Annotated in this window: 8 protein-coding genes, 1 pseudogene and 2 riboswitches; of the genes and pseudogenes, 1 reads left to right on the top strand and 8 read right to left on the bottom strand. The window is 42.2% G+C overall.

Annotation, left to right across the window (positions count from 1 at the left end; genetic code table 11):
• Positions 1 to 3: 3 nt before the first annotated feature.
• From OCV72_RS10060 to OCV72_RS10025, 8 genes and pseudogenes are all read right to left on the bottom strand, one after another.
• Positions 4 to 2925 carry an insulinase family protein gene (locus tag OCV72_RS10060; RefSeq protein ID WP_055283621.1) on the bottom strand — a complete coding sequence of 974 codons (2922 nt, stop codon included), beginning with the start codon at positions 2923 to 2925 and terminating at the stop codon, positions 4 to 6.
• A 235-nt stretch (positions 2926 to 3160) separates the two neighbouring features.
• Positions 3161 to 4774 (bottom strand): Na+/H+ antiporter NhaC family protein, encoded by a 1614-nt coding sequence (locus OCV72_RS10055; protein ID WP_161144163.1) that lies wholly within the window; start codon positions 4772 to 4774, stop codon positions 3161 to 3163.
• A gap of 182 nt (positions 4775 to 4956) precedes the next feature.
• A riboswitch (Lysine riboswitch) is annotated at positions 4957 to 5142 on the bottom strand.
• A 146-nt stretch (positions 5143 to 5288) separates the two neighbouring features.
• On the bottom strand, positions 5289 to 8831 hold the full coding sequence (gene nifJ, locus OCV72_RS10050) for a pyruvate:ferredoxin (flavodoxin) oxidoreductase (protein ID WP_055283617.1): 3543 nt from the start codon (positions 8829 to 8831) through the stop codon (positions 5289 to 5291).
• Between the two features lie 185 nt (positions 8832 to 9016).
• Positions 9017 to 10597: an ABC1 kinase family protein gene (locus tag OCV72_RS10045; RefSeq protein WP_055283615.1), complete on the bottom strand. Its 1581-nt coding sequence runs from the start codon at positions 10595 to 10597 to the stop codon at positions 9017 to 9019.
• Between the two features lie 14 nt (positions 10598 to 10611).
• On the bottom strand, positions 10612 to 11025 hold the full coding sequence (locus OCV72_RS10040) for a phasin family protein (protein WP_006426370.1): 414 nt from the start codon (positions 11023 to 11025) through the stop codon (positions 10612 to 10614).
• A 21-nt stretch (positions 11026 to 11046) separates the two neighbouring features.
• A complete protein-coding gene (locus OCV72_RS10035; RefSeq protein WP_055283613.1) occupies positions 11047 to 11424 on the bottom strand; it encodes a diacylglycerol kinase in 378 nt (125 codons plus the stop codon).
• Positions 11425 to 11673: 249 nt separating this feature from the next.
• A pseudogene (locus OCV72_RS16810) lies at positions 11674 to 13132 on the bottom strand (alanine/glycine:cation symporter family protein).
• 1 nt (position 13133) lies between these two features.
• A riboswitch (glycine riboswitch) is annotated at positions 13134 to 13238 on the bottom strand.
• A 231-nt stretch (positions 13239 to 13469) separates the two neighbouring features.
• Entirely contained in the window at positions 13470 to 14003 is a 534-nt protein-coding gene (locus OCV72_RS10025) for a DUF3877 family protein (protein ID WP_022415081.1), read from the bottom strand.
• A 147-nt stretch (positions 14004 to 14150) separates the two neighbouring features.
• Here OCV72_RS10025 and OCV72_RS10020 point away from each other — a divergent pair, with 147 nt between their 5' ends.
• Positions 14151 to 15416 (top strand): dihydroorotase, encoded by a 1266-nt coding sequence (locus tag OCV72_RS10020; protein WP_055283611.1) that lies wholly within the window; start codon positions 14151 to 14153, stop codon positions 15414 to 15416.
• Positions 15417 to 15945: the final 529 nt, after the last annotated feature.

Raw genomic sequence — 15945 nt, 5'->3', positions numbered from 1 at the left:
CAACTAAAATGTCGTCACATTTTTAAACATATCTTTTGCTTCTTCTATCTTCTCTTCGCTTCCGATCACGCAGACCTGTTCGGCTTTCATCACTGCCTCTACGACATCCGCCAGCTTCCGGATATCTTCCTGTCCTGCCTCAAGGATCTGCAGACGCTCTTTCTTGATTGTCTCTGCACTGACTTTATTCATGTACAGATTGAACGAACGGTCTCCTTTTGCAGACGGTGTCATCGGCTGGTCAATATTACTCATAGTTCCGATAATATATTTGTTCATGTCACGGTCACTGACAGTAAAGTTTCTCAGATAATCTGCGATGCCTTCATAGACTTCCATCGTTCTTTCCAGGTTCGGATCACGGTAAGATACAAAATATCCTTCTCCGGTACGGCTGAATCCGCTCATGCAGCCATAAGCGCCGCCTTTGACACGGATATTCTGCCAAAGGTAATCATAACTTAAGATCACCTTCAATATCTGCAGTGCTCCTGTATAGTCAGTTCCATTGTCAATAAAGTTGCCGACTCTTGCCACATACTGAACTTTGGAAGCAGTCTTGAATCCTTCATTCTTCATCTCACAGTGCAGTACGCATCTGGTATCTTCCACCGGATCTTCGAACATTGCTTTCTTCAGACCTTCTACCAGCTCTTCCATGCCGTTCAGGCCCTCTTTTGCAACCGTGTAACTGATCATCATATTGTCTGCACGGAACAGCTTATGAGCCAGCATCTGAAGCTTCTGTACCAATACGTCTTTTTCTTCTTCAAAATGTTCCTCGATATAAGCGATCTTATCATAGAACTCGATACCGCTTGTCATGTCTTTTAACTTAGATGACGGAGATGCATAAGACATCGCACGAAGCACTGCTGTTGTATGTCCAGATGACTGGAATTTCATAAGAAGTCTTGACTTCTGCATCGCAAGAATCTCTCTGATTCTCTTGGTATCTCCCAGTTTCGAACGTGTCAGGATCTCCTCCATCATCCGGAATACGACTGGCAGCTTCTGATATAATGCCTTTCCTTTGATTTCAAATGTTGCTTTGAATTCTTTTTCCGGCACTTTGGAAATGTCTGTATACAGTTCCAGTGATGTTCCGATACCGCCGGTATGCACGTTGATCTCATTAAAGAGTTCTCCGTACTTATAATTCTCGGTATCAATGACTCCAAGTACTCCCTGCAGGATTCCGACATACGGAAGATCTGCTTCTTCCACACCTGACATATCAAATAACACATCCACGTATCCGATACCATTTGTCTCAATCTCATGGTAAACTACCGGTACATCTGCGATTCTTTTTTCTTCATTGATGATCGGCTCAATCTCTTTTGAAATATCTTCTCTTGAAAGAACCGGGATCTTCTCAAGATCTTCTACTGCATCCGGTGCTGACTGATATGCCTCTAATGCATTGGAACGCTCTACCAGTTCTTTTCTTTCTTCTTCTGTAAGACTTTCTTTGTATGCCTGTAACTTCTCCTGAAGTTCTTTGTCCATTCTTGCAGTACGTCCTTTTTCCGGCTTAATCAGCACAATCGCACCGTGCGTATTCTCTAACAGATATTTGCGGATCAGTTCTTCATAATATCCTGTTCCGACCTGTGCCTTTAAGAACTCGAATGTATCCAGCGCTTCGATATGGATAAATGGTTTTTCGTCATCGTATAACCAGCTGTCCATAATCTGCAGTCCGTACATCAGTCCCTTCGGATAACCTCCGAAATCCGCCTCTCTGTAACGGAACTCATTATAATTGATTCCGGCTTCGAGAGCTTTCTTATCCATTCCATTTTCAACAATATCTTTTAATGTATCCTCGATTACTTTCACAAATGCTTCTTTCTGTTCTACATTCGCATTCTTCGCAATGACAGAAAAGATCGGCTGGTAAATTCCGTTGTCATACGATCCCATAATGTCTTTTCCGATCCCGGCATCCGTAAGTGCTCTCTTAAGCGGTGCTCCCGGTGCAGATAACAATGCATAATCCAATACTTCAAATGCCAGATACAGCTTCTCATCCAGGCTTGTTCCAATGACTTTATTGTAAGAAATGTAAGTATTATCCTCTTCTGATTCATCGCTTGCTATGGAATATGGCATCTCTTTTTCGATTACTTTATCAAATGGTTCCTGATAGCGGATCTTGGAATCTACCGGCGCATAGTCGAATTTGCTCAGATATTCCTGATCCAGCCAGTTTAATTTTTCTTCCATGTCCATATTTCCATACAGGTAAATGTAACTGTTTGACGGATGATAATATCTTCTGTGGAAATCCAGGAACTGCTCATACGTAAGTTCCGGAATCACTTCCGGATCCCCGCCAGATTCGTTCGCATATGAGGTATCCGGGAATAATGTATTCAATACCACTCTGTCCAGCACACCTTCCGGTGAAGAGAATGCTCCCTTCATCTCATTATATACAACACCGTTGTAAGCCAGATCATCTTCCAGAGAATCCATCTTGTAGCTCCAGCCTTCCTGACGGAAGATCTCTTCATGCTGATAAATATTCGGATAGAATACCGCATCCATATATACATGCATCAGATTCTGGAAATCCTTATCATTACAGCTTGCTACCGGGTAAACCGTCTTATCCGGATAAGTCATTGCATTTAAAAATGTATTCAGTGAACCCTTTACCAGTTCTACGAACGGATCCTTCGCCGGGAAATTCTTAGATCCACACAGTACGGAATGTTCCATGATATGTGGTACTCCGGTACTGTCTGACGGCGGTGTACGGAATCCGATATTGAATACCTTGTTGTCATCATCATTTTCTATCAGTAAGATCCTTGCCCCGCTCTTCTTATGCTTTAACAGCATTCCGTGGGATTTGATCCCTTTTAAATCTTCTTCCTTTACTAATTCGTAAGCACTTAAGTCTTTTACACTCATGAATTTCTATGTTCTCCTTTCGTCTGCAATCTTCCATTTTCCCAAAGCAGAAGATTCTTCTGCCCCGTAATATATCTACTGGAATAATTGCCACTCATGCAAGATATTATAACACCTTTCTTATTATTCTGCACCTATCAAAAAAAGACTCCAAAGCAACTTTTGCGCCACATACTTTTATGCAAGGCAAAGAGTCTTTGAAGTCTCTGCTAATTTTAATTTTTTAACAAATCATTTATGAATGGCTTTCTGTTCTCTTCTTCATGAGCAGTAAAGCTGCTACCAGAAGTACCATACCGATTGGAAGACAGATCAATGCATTCTGAACAAATCCGGCAATTACATAAGTAATGCAGGAAACAACTGCAACGGTTGCCGCATACGGTAACTGTGTCGTTACATGGTTGACATGATTACACTGCGCTCCCGCGGATGCCATGATCGTTGTATCCGAAATAGGCGAACAATGATCTCCACATACAGCTCCCGCCATACAAGCTGAGATAGAGATGATCATCATAGTCTCGTTCGTTCCCTGGAATACCGCTACTACGATCGGGATCAGGATTCCGAATGTTCCCCATGATGTTCCAGTTGCAAATGCAAGGAAGCACCCTACGAGGAAGATAATTGCAGGCAGGAAGTTTAATAATCCTCCAGCTGCGGACTGCATAACATTAGCCACATACTCTGCAGCGCCAAGACTGTCTGTCATTGCTTTTAATGTCCATGCAAATGTCAGGATCAGGATTGCAGGTACCATAGCCTTGAATCCTTCCGGAACACATTCCATAGATTCACGGAACTTAAGTACTTTTCTAAGTGCATAGAATACAACCGTAACAACCAATGCGAAGAAACTTCCAAGCATCAGACCTACCGATGCATCACTTGCCGAAAATGCTTTAACAAAGCCTGTTCCACTAAAGAAGCCTCCTGTATAAAGCATACCGCAGATGCAGAAAATGATCAGGACCACTATCGGGAATACCAGATCGATCACTTTTCCCTTTTCTTCTACGATCTCATTCTCAGCATTTGCATATGGCCTGTCCGGTGTAGTATAGATATCACCCTTTACAGCATTATCTTCATGTAATTTCATCGGGCCATAATCAATCTTAAGCACTACGATCAAAACCATTGCAAGAATTGTGAGTAAAGCATAATAGTTATACGGAATCGCACGCATAAAAATAGAAAATCCATCTTCACCTTTTACAAATCCTGTTACAGCCGCTGCCCATGATGAGATTGGAGCGATGATACATACCGGTGCCGCTGTCGCATCGATCAGATACGCCAGTTTCGCACGTGATACATTGTGCTTATCTGTGATCGGACGCATAACACTTCCAACTGTCAGGCAGTTAAAATAATCATCGATAAAGATCAGTATTCCAAGCACGATCGTTGCAAGCTGTGCCCCTACTCTTGTCTTGATGTGAATACTAGCCCAACGCCCAAATGCTGCCGAACCTCCTGCATTATTCATCATGCAGACCATAATTCCAAGAATAACCAGGAATACCAGGATTCCCATATTATAGCTATCTGTCAGTACTCCTACGATTCCATCTTCAAATATATGCAATACTGCCTTTTCAAAATGGAAATTAGACCAGAAGATTCCTCCGATCGCAATTCCGACAAACAAGGAACTATACACTTCTTTCGTGATCAGTGCAAGACCAATTGCCACAATTGGGGGTACCAGTGCCCAGAATGATGAATACATCTTTGGTACATACTCTTTTCCTCCATCTGCCGCAAATACGGTAATTGCACCGCATGCAAAGATCATGAGGCAGGTGAGTACGGCAAAGAGTAATTTTTTTCTTTTTCTCATAACTCTCTCCTTCGTTTTTTTCCAAAAAAATACCATGAACAATTTCCTCTGCGTGGATTGCTCATGGCATATATCATCTTATAAGCAGGACATCCGTATTTTCAGATCATTCAACACTTCATTTATGTCCTCTATATAACTCTAAATACAAATTACATAATTAAACTCTTATATCTTCTATATACTCCGATAGCGCTCCACTTACTGAAGTGACAGTCCGCAGCATATTCTGCTACGTCCCAGGAAGTATATCTCGAATATAATAAGGGATGATATCTTCCTTCGGCAGTTTTCCCTTTCAGGCAGAAATGATTTCCCTTTATCTGTTGTTCTACCTTACTGATGAAACCTGCGCCTCTATCTAGTCTCATTATTCATATAATAATATTTTTATCATCTTTGATCTATTTTGTCAATACAATATGGCAAATGCATGACAACGCAAAACTCCCGCAGATCCTTTCGAATCTGCGGGAGTCATGATTTATACTATTCTATTGCTAATCAGATATGATTACTCCTCTACTTTGTAAAGGTCTGTCAGTTTTGACAGGTAATCGTATCTTTCCATAGCCTCTGCCTCATTCTTAGCGAAGAGTCTTGCAGCCTTTTCCGGATTAGCTCTCTTAAGAGCATTGTAACGAACTTCTCCGTCAAGGAATGCCTGGTAATCTTCTTCCTTAGGCTGTTTGCTGTCAAGAGTGAACTTGCTTCCCTTTTCAGCTGCAGGATTGAATCTGAAGTTGTTCCAGTATCCGCATTCTACTGCTAACTGTTCCTCTGTCTGAGCTTTGCTCATACCCTTCTTGATACCATGGTTGATACATGGAGCGTATGCGATGATCAGAGATGGTCCCGGATAAGCCTCTGCCTCTGCAATTGCTTTTACAGTCTGGTTGAAGTCTCCACCCATAGCGATCTGTGCAACGTATACATATCCATAGCTCATAGCCATGCTTGCAAGGTCTTTCTTCTTCGTCTCTTTTCCGCCTGCTGCGAACTGAGCTGTAGCACCAGTCTTAGTAGCCTTAGAAGACTGTCCACCTGTGTTAGAGTAAACCTCTGTATCGAATACCATGATGTTGATGTCTTCACCACTTGCTAATACGTGGTCAACTCCACCGAATCCGATATCGTAAGCCCATCCGTCACCACCGAAGATCCACTGAGATTTCTTACCGAGGAAGTCTTTATTCTTAACGATGTCTTTGCATGTATCACAATCACATCCGTCTAATGCTGCAACTAATTTATCTGTAGCATCTCCGTTTGTAATACCACATGCGAATGTATCGAGGTATTCCTGGCAAGCTGCCTTAACCTCTGCTGAAGCCTGCTCTGATGCTGCAACAGTTTCAACTTCTTCTTTCAGTCTCTTTCTGATTGCTTTCTGAGCAAGTAACATACCATATCCAAACTCTGCGTTGTCTTCGAACAGTGAGTTAGACCATGCAGGTCCCTGTCCCTTAGAGTTTATTGTGTATGGTGTAGACGGTGAAGAGTTACCCCAGATTGAAGAACATCCTGTTGCATTAGCGATGTACATTCTGTCACCGAATAACTGTGTGATCAGTTTTGCATAAGGTGTTTCTCCACAACCTGCACAAGCTCCTGAGAACTCAAGTAATGGCTGTTTGAACTGGCTTCCCTTAACTGTCTCTGGTTTGAATTTAGCAACAACTTCTGGTTTAACCTCGATCTCACGTCCGAAATCAAAGATATCCTGCTCTGCTGCATTTTCTTCCATGTTTGCCATAACAAGAGCTTTTTCACCCTTCTTACCTGGACATACATTTACACAAGATCCACATCCTGTACAGTCATATGCTGATACAGTCATAGTGAATTTCATTCCCGGCATACCGATCATATCGATTGCTTTTGTTCCTTCTGGAGCTTTTGCAAGTTCATCCTCTGTAAGTGCTACCGGACGGATAACTGCATGTGGGCAAACGTATGCACAACGGTTACACTGGATACAGTTTTCTGACTGCCATACAGGGATATCTACTGCGATACCACGTTTCTCATATGCTGCACTACCTGATGGTGTAGATCCATCTGCATAGTCAGTAAATGTAGATACTGGCAGAGTATTTCCTTCCTGAGCATTAACCTTAGACTGGATGTTCTTAACGAATGCTACAACATCGTCTTTTCCACCCTTAACTTCTGGTGTGAATAATCCTTCGTCTTCACAAGATTTCCAAGATTCCGGAACTTCGATCTCAACTACCTGTTTAGCACCGGCATCGATAGCATCGTAGTTCATCTGTACGATCTTGTCACCTTTTCTTCCGTAAGTAGCTTTTGCAGCTTTCTTCATCAGATCGATTGCTTCTTCTTCCGGAATGATAGATGCCAGTTTGAAGAATGCTGACTGAAGGACTGTATTGATACGTCCGCCAAGTCCGATCTCTTTACCGATCTTAATACCATCAATTGTGTAGAACTTGATGTTGTGATCAGCGATGAATGCTTTTACCTGTCCTGGTAAATGTTTCTCAAGACCTTCCATGTCCCAAGAGCAGTTCAGAAGGAATGTTCCTCCGTCAACTAATTCCTGAACCATGTTGTATTTGTTTACATAAGATGGGTTGTGACATGCTACAAAGTTAGCCTTGTGGATCAGGTAAGTAGATTTGATTGGCTTCTTACCGAAACGCAGGTGAGACATTGTAACACCACCAGACTTCTTAGAGTCATAGTCGAAGTAAGCCTGTGCATACATGTCAGTATTGTCACCGATGATCTTGATAGAGTTCTTGTTAGCTCCTACAGTACCGTCAGCTCCAAGTCCCCAGAACTTACAGTTGATTGTTCCTTCTGGTGTTGTAACCAGTGGTGCACCAACTTCAAGTGAAAGATTTGTAACATCATCGTTGATACCGATTGTGAATCTTTCTTTGTCTGCGTTGTTAAATACTGCAACGATCTGTGCAGGTGTTGTATCTTTAGATCCTAATCCGTAACGTCCGCCGTTAACCGGTACTGCGTCGAACTTAGATCCCTTTAATGCAGAAACAACATCCAGGAATAATGGCTCTCCCTGAGCTCCTGGTTCTTTTGTTCTGTCAAGTACGTTGATGTATTTTACTGTGTCAGGAATTGCATCAATTAATGCCTGTGCACAGAATGGTCTGTAAAGACGAACCTTAACAACACCAACTTTTTCCCCAGCTGCTGTTAAGTAATCGATTGTCTCTTCGATTGTGTCACATACAGAACCCATAGCAATGATAACTTTCTCTGCGTCTGCTGCTCCGTAGTAGTTGAAGAGTTTGTAATCTGTTCCGATCTTCTCGTTAACTTTGTCCATGTACTCCTGTACGATAGCCGGCATAGCATCGTAGTATGGGTTACATGCTTCTCTTGCCTGGAAGAAGATATCCGGGTTCTGAGCTGAACCTCTCTGGCATGGGTGATTTGGATTCAGTGCATGATTTCTGAATGCATCGATTGCGTCCATATCTACCAGATCTTTCAGATCTTCGTAATCCCATGTCTCAATCTTCTGAATCTCGTGTGATGTACGGAATCCATCGAAGAAGTTGATAAATGGAAGTTTTCCTTTTAATGCTGCGCAGTGTGCAACTGGTGTTAAGTCCATAACTTCCTGTACGCTGGATTCGCAAAGCATTGCTGCACCAGTCTGACGACAGGCGTAAACATCAGAGTGATCTCCGAAGATATTCAGTGCATGGCTTGCAAGCGCACGAGCGGATACGTTAAATACTCCAGGAAGCTGTTCTCCTGCTACTTTATATAAGTTAGGAATCATTAACAGAAGTCCCTGTGATGCTGTAAATGTTGTTGTCAGAGCACCAGCAGAAAGAGATCCGTGTACTGCTCCTGCAGCACCAGCTTCTGACTGCATCTCTGTTACCTGAACAGTCTGTCCAAATATGTTCTTTCTTCCTTCTGTAGCCCATTCATCTACATGTTCCGGCATAACGGATGATGGTGTAATAGGGTAAATTGCTGCAACTTCTGTATATGCATATGAAGCATGAGCTGCGGCCTGGTTACCATCCATGGTCTTCATTTTTCTTGCCATTTTCGTTGTTCCTCCTTGATAATAGTACAAATCATATATTGACGTGTATGGTTTTATTATATCTCCTGTATCATCAAAAGTCTAGCGATTCCGACTGTTATTTTGTTCATTTTTTGGTACAAATACAGATTCTCGTATCATTTTGTCGGCATATTTGCCCATAAAACCGAGAATAAATCTCAAATTCATTTGGAAAGAATATGCTTAATAAGCACATACATCACAATCGCAAATGCAAATAAATACCCAATCGCACCAATTGCCGGGATCCCGCAGATCTTCGGGCTCATATTGGTAGTGCAGATAATGCTTGAACTGATCAGCAATGCCATCACCCACAATCCCATTACCACATTCCGCACCAGACGTCTCAGTAACTGTGCCAGATCGTTGGATGCATGCAGATCCAGGTTGACTCTTGTCTGACCTTTCATCAGACCATGCAGTGCATCCGCTGCAAGTCCCGGGACTTCTACTGCTTTATGCATCGAACGGTAAAGATTCTTTCCTGCATGTTTTAATTCTTTTTTCCAATCCAGATCTTTCCACATACTCTCTGAAATATGTCTGGATGCGATCTCGATCATATTGATCCGTGGAGCAATGTCTGCAAGCACGCCTTCCATGTTAGTCAATCCTCTTGCCAGCATCGTCAGACCATGCGGCATACGGATCTTATTTTCCTTCATCACTTCCATAAGATCCATCATCACTTCTGCAACATCGATCTCTCCCATATCTAAGGACCCATACTTCGACATCAGTTCACTGATATCTTCATACAATACGCTCTGATCTGGTTTCTCTTTAAATTCACCCAGTGCCATGACTGCTTCCTGGATCATGCCGATATCATTTTCTGCAATGCCGCGGATTGCTTTTCCGATCAGTTCTTTATCCCGTTCGGTCAGTCTTCCCATCATTCCCATATCGATCCATACAATCTTGCCATCCTGGATCTTTACATTTCCCGGGTGGGGATCTGCATGGAAGAAACCGTCTTCCATCACCTGTTTGATATAATTATCGATCAGCTTGATCCCGATCTCTTCCAGATCGTATCCGCCTGCCAGAAGTTTCTCTTTATCATCGATTGCAGGCCCTTCGATGTATTCCATGACCAGCACATGCATGGTTGTATATTCCTGATATAGTTTCGGTGTTCTTACATATACGACATCCGCATTCCGTCTGGCAAACTCTTCCATATTCGATGCTTCGGTGAGAAAATTCATCTCTTCCCGTGTCACATTCCAAAGTTCATCCAGTACCTGGTCGAAGTCAGCCATTCCTTTCAGACTGATCGGCGGCATCAGCTTTACTGCCTTCCGAAGGAGTCCGATATCTCTTGCCATAATTTCATAAATACCTGTTCGCTGAACCTTGATAACAACCTGTTCACCGCTGAGCAGTTCTGCTCTGTGGACCTGTGCAATGGATGCTGATCCCAGTGGTGTATCGGAAATAAATGCAAATATTTCATTCCACGGACAACCATATGCCTGTTCGATTACTTCTTTTACTTCCGGAAATTCCATCGGAGTTACTTCTGAACGCAGACACATCAGTTCATCACAATACCTTTTCGGTAAAATGTCTGAATGCAGTGACATAATCTGACCGATTTTAATATAAGTAGGCCCCAGATCCTCCAGTATCATCCGGAGTTTCTGAGGCGTAATTCCCCTGGTGATTCCATATTTATGAAGTACGGATGTAATCTCCTTTAACCTGGTACGGTATTCTTTGGATTCTCCCTTACTCATGAACCTGTTCCTCTTTAAATGTCTTCGTTCTCAGCTGTCTCTTCTTCCGCTGCTTTCTCTGCCGCATCTTCGCATACGGATTCGTCTGCCACATCTTCTACCGTCTCTGCAGCTTCAAATTCTTCCTGTTTTTTCTCCATCTCATCAATTCTCTGTTTCAACAATGCCATCTGTTCCGGAGTCATCTTATCCAAAAGCTCATCCAGTTCTTCCGGTGAAGATGTTTTTACTTTTACATTCACTTTTTCTTTTACTGTCGACTTGATGTTATGCTTAAGTTCTTCATTCAGTGCTTTGCCCTGTTCAACAGTCAGCTCACCCTTTTTCACCATCTCATCCAGAAGTTCTTTTGATTTCTCTCCTGTGACTGCAACTGCTCCGATTCCTGCAAGTAATACTTTCTTTAATCCGCTTCCTAATTTTTCCATAGGTCGTTCTCCTTTCGATGTCTATATAGACAGGCTTTCCAAAAGCTTTGGAATAAATATGATCATCCCTGCAATTGCTGCCATGATTGCTGCGATCAGTACTGCTCCGGCCGCCGCATCTTTGGCAAGCTTTGCAAGCGGCATTCTCTCTTTCGTGACCAGATCGACCACTGCTTCCACTGCCGTATTCACCATTTCCAATGCCATGATCAGACCAAACAATGTCAGGCAGATACACCACTCTACCGGTGTAATATGAAATACGAATCCTGCGATCACCACACAAACCATTGCCACACAATGAATCTTCATATTCCGTTCCTTCGTTACCACTGCAAATATTCCGGCAAATGCATAACCGAAGCTTTTATGCAATGGATCTTTCTTTTGTTTCTTCATTTTTGCACCTGTCCTTTGTTTTCTTACATTTTAACACATTTTGCACAAATTTACACAAACATTGTATGTATTTTGTTTTATTTTAGAAATAATACGGACTTTTAAAGAAAAGTATGACCTTTTATAAATTCTGCATCCAGCATAATTTTTCTATCAAAATAAGAGGACAAAAATAAATACAGGGATTCTGCTTCTTATACCAAAATCCCTGTATTTTATCACCATATGCTCTACAGAACTTATATTCTATTATACATTCTCTGCATTCATTCCTTTGAGAATTCTCTGATTCTTCTCTTCCACATTCAGTTTTTCCGTAAACGCTTTCGTTTCTTTTACTATGACTTTGCTGAGTGCAAGCAAGGCTATCAGATTCGGGATTGCCATCAATGCATTGAAGATATCTGCGATATTCCATACTGCCGCAACCGTCATATATGGTCCGATGAATACACATATAATATAAAGCCATCTATACGCTCTTACAGCTTTCATATTCTTATTAAACAGATATTCCAGGCATCGTTCTCCGTAATAATCCCATCCAAGAATCGTTGTAAATGCAAAAAATACCAGACAAATCATCAATGCAAAGGATGCCACAACCGGCGGGAACGGAAGTCCCTTCTGGAAGGCCGCTGTCGTAATTTCCACACCTTCCAGTCCCGTATTCCATGTTCCTGTAATGACAATAGAAAGTCCTGTCATCGTACAGATTACGATCGTATCAATAAATGTACCGGTCATTGACACCAGTCCCTGTCTTGCAGGTTCTTTGGTCTGTGCTGCAGCCGCTGCGATCGGTGCGCTTCCAAGTCCGGATTCATTCGAGAAGATTCCTCTGGCAATACCTTTCTGCATTGCTACGATCATACTTCCCATTGCACCACCGGCCAGTGCGCTTCCGGTAAATGCTGATTTTACAATTGTTACAATAGCTGCCGGAATTGCGGTAATATTTGTCACCATGATAATGACTGCCAATACTACATACAGAACCGCCATGAACGGAACGACGATCTCAGATACTTTTGCAATTCTCTTGATTCCACCTAATACAACCATTCCGACACATACCGTCAGTACCAGACAGGATATTACAGTTGCCCATGAATAATCATTTCCAAATAATGCTACTGTATGTGCCATGTTCGGATCAAAAAAAGTTACGGACTGCAGATGAGATACCATTCACCTGTGTAAATGTACCGATTCCGAATAATCCAACCCCTGCTCCAAAGAATGCAAATATCTTTGCAAGCCATCTGAACTTTACACCCATTCCATTCTCAATGTAATAGAATGGTCCGCCAAGTACATGCCCGTCTTCATCGATCGTACGGTATTTTACTGCCAGAAGACCTTCTGAATACTTTGTTGCCATTCCTAAAAATGCTGTCAGGATCATCCAGAATAACGCTCCCGGTCCACCTGCAGAAATTGCAGTTGCCACACCGACGATATTACCGGTACCGATTGTTGCCGATAATGCGGTACAAAGAGCTCCAAAGCTAGTTACTTCTCCGTGTCCATCTTCTTCATTTTTCACCATGAATTTTAACGCTTTCCCAAGATACCTTACCTGAAGAAGGCCCAAGCGCACAGTCAGAAAAATTCCTGTGACCAGAATTAAGATGATTAACGGAAGTCCCCATACGACTCCGTCAAACCATGTGATAAAAGTGTCAATACGTCCAAAAATTCCCATAATTCATTCCTCCATCCTTTTGCCTGAGAGATTTGCAGATCTGTTTTCTGCTTACACCTTCGGCGCTTTTCATTTCATTACGAAAAGACTCTCCTGAGTTTTTTATGATAACGTAATCGCATTGCAGCAAATTCGTCAAAGTAATTGTCATTATTTTGAGAATAAATCCTCAGCCAAATCGCTTTAGCACGTCTTTGCTTTAGCACGATGCAGGATAGCTTATCATGAATCTTTACATATAGCAAGATATTTTATAATTAAAAATGCAGGCAGCATTTATAAGTTATAATTATAATTCCTGTCTGCATCTGTATTTTTATTCTTTTCCGACTGCCTTTCAGAATCCGAAATCTGCATAATCTTCCGGCAAAAAACGGTGATAGATCATATGACACCCTTCGTCCTTAAAGCAGTAATAGTATTCGTCCTCATTTTCTTCCGGAAATCTTACCCAAAAGTCAAATTCTCCGTTGTGCATATCTCCCACCCTGATATCTTTTGCCTCTTTCTGAAATATCGCAAGGATATCTTCTTTTTTGATTCCGTGATTCATCATCAGCTCCACCAGCTTTTTGATGAATTCATTTTCTGCCATATGTTCATGTACATAGACACTTCCCTGTTCCGGAATATGCAGGCAGAATCTGTCTTTTTTGTGCGTTACACAGATATCTCCGAGTTTTTTCTTTACTTCTTCCGGGAACTGTTCCAGACGTGTCTGCATCTCATCCACATCGTCATCCGCCTCAAAGAAATGATTGAGGGAAATCAATGGATAATACAAACGGATCTCTTCTTTTCGAAATCCAAGTTTTGCCTGTTCTTCTTTTATAATATCGATCAAATTTTTTTCCAAACGTTTAAATCCCATTTCTGTTCTACGTGCTCCTTTTATTTCTCATATATTCAGCTTTCCTGTTCCATGTCTCCTAATTGACAAGCCCATTTCCAATACATTATACTACATTTATAATATTTACTGTATTTTAACATCAGATTTTTAAGGAGGAAATTTATCATGATCATCAAACATGGACTTGTGGTAGATCCTGCATCTGGTCTGTCCGAGCATATGGATATACTGGTGAAGAACGGAAAAATTGCAAGAATCGCACCTGAAATTTCAGAAGATTCCGAGGAGATTCTAGAAGCCGGAGGACTCGTTGTCGGACCGGGACTCATCGATACACATGTACATTTCCGTGATCCGGGATTTACATATAAAGAAGATATCCATACAGGAGCAAAGGCATCTGCAAAAGGCGGGTTTACTACTGTAATCTGTATGGCGAATACATCCCCTACGGTCGACAATACAGACACCCTAAAAGATAATCTTGCACGTGCTTCCAAAGAAGATATCCGTATCTTCCAGGCTGCTGCAATCTCCCGTTCATTAAAAGGCCGGGACGAAGTAGACATGCTTGCATTAAAAGAAGCCGGGGCATGCGGATTTACCGATGACGGCATCCCTCTTCTGAATGCTGAGTTCTGCTATCAGGCGATGAAAAATGCCGCAAAGTTAAACGTTCCGATCAGTCTTCACGAAGAAGACCCGGCTTTTATCCGCAACAATGGAATCAATCATGGCAAAGTATCCGATGCACTCGGCATCTACGGTTCTCCATCCATTGCCGAAGAAGCACTGGTGGCAAGAGACTGTCTTCTGGCGCTCCGTTCCGGTGCAGATGTTGTAATCCAGCATATCAGTTCCGGTGTATCGATTGATTTGATCCGTACATACAAAAAACTGGGAGCAAAATTACACGCTGAGGCAACGCCGCACCACTTCTCCTTAACAGAAGACGCTGTTTTGGAACATGGCACGCTGGCAAAGATGAATCCGCCGCTTCGTACGGAAAATGACCGCCAGCAGATTATTGCAGGACTCGCTGATGGAACTATTGACCTGATTGCTACGGATCATGCCCCACACAGCACAGAAGAAAAATCCAAACCGATCACAGAAGCCCCAAGCGGCATTATCGGTCTCGAGACCTCCCTTGCACTCGGTATCACCAACCTTGTAAAGCCCGGATATCTGACCATGATACAACTTCTGGAAAAAATGACAGTGAACCCTGCAAAGCTATACCATCTGCCTTACGGAACAATTCAGGAAGGTGCAGATGCAGACTTTGTTATATTTGACCCTGATGAAATATGGATCCCGAAAGAATATGCTTCCAAATCATCAAACTCACCATTTACCGGAAAGGAACTTACCGGTAAGGTGAAATATACGATCTGCGGAGGAAAAGTCGTATATTCTGATATAAAATAAGCTTGGGATTTAATTTATTAACTGGAGAAGCGGCCTCTCAGTCCTTGAAGGAAACAATAGATAAGGCTTCTTGTTCAGGTTCCATACCATAAGAAACACTAAGAGAGTCAGAATCACCTAAAAGCAAAGGAACTACGCTCAAACTCGGCGTTCGCCTCAAACACGTTCGCTTCGTTCCTTTAACGGTGCTTCTGACTCTCTAACTGTTTCTAACGGCATTCCACATTCACAATAATCCTTATCTATTGTTTCATTCAAGTCGTGACTGGCAGCGAATGTTAATAAATAAAATGCCCGGAAGTGTAACCCGGTGAAGGCCACTACGGTTACGCATTTGCCATTTCATTCGTAAGGCATTTGATACACACGGAATAAAACTTGGAAAGGCGTTCCAGTGAATGTGAAAGAGGCGTTGGTAATTCTTAAGGGGCAAAATTCTGCGTTGGGTTTTCAAAATTTGACTGTCTGAGGCGTATGCCGAGTTTCAAATTTTGAAAGCCTGCTTTTAGCAGAATTTTACCCCTTTAGA

The organism is Dorea amylophila (assembly GCF_025567265.1).
GTDB lineage: Bacteria > Bacillota > Clostridia > Lachnospirales > Lachnospiraceae > Dorea_A > Dorea_A amylophila.
Note: the sequence above shows the minus strand (reverse complement) of the source record. Positions and strands in the feature narration are given on the sequence as shown.

Excerpts from the sequence above, each read along its gene's own strand:
- OCV72_RS10060 (WP_055283621.1), bottom strand. The coding sequence starts at position 2,925 with ATGAGTGTAAAAGACTTAAGTGCTTACGAATTAGTAAAGGAAGAAGAT.
- OCV72_RS10055 (WP_161144163.1), bottom strand. The coding sequence starts at position 4,774 with ATGAGAAAAAGAAAAAAATTACTCTTTGCCGTACTCACCTGCCTCATG.
- nifJ (WP_055283617.1), bottom strand. The coding sequence starts at position 8,831 with ATGGCAAGAAAAATGAAGACCATGGATGGTAACCAGGCCGCAGCTCAT.
- OCV72_RS10045 (WP_055283615.1), bottom strand. The coding sequence starts at position 10,597 with ATGAGTAAGGGAGAATCCAAAGAATACCGTACCAGGTTAAAGGAGATT.
- OCV72_RS10040 (WP_006426370.1), bottom strand. The coding sequence starts at position 11,025 with ATGGAAAAATTAGGAAGCGGATTAAAGAAAGTATTACTTGCAGGAATC.
- OCV72_RS10035 (WP_055283613.1), bottom strand. The coding sequence starts at position 11,424 with ATGAAGAAACAAAAGAAAGATCCATTGCATAAAAGCTTCGGTTATGCA.
- OCV72_RS10025 (WP_022415081.1), bottom strand. The coding sequence starts at position 14,003 with ATGGGATTTAAACGTTTGGAAAAAAATTTGATCGATATTATAAAAGAA.
- OCV72_RS10020 (WP_055283611.1), top strand. The coding sequence starts at position 14,151 with ATGATCATCAAACATGGACTTGTGGTAGATCCTGCATCTGGTCTGTCC.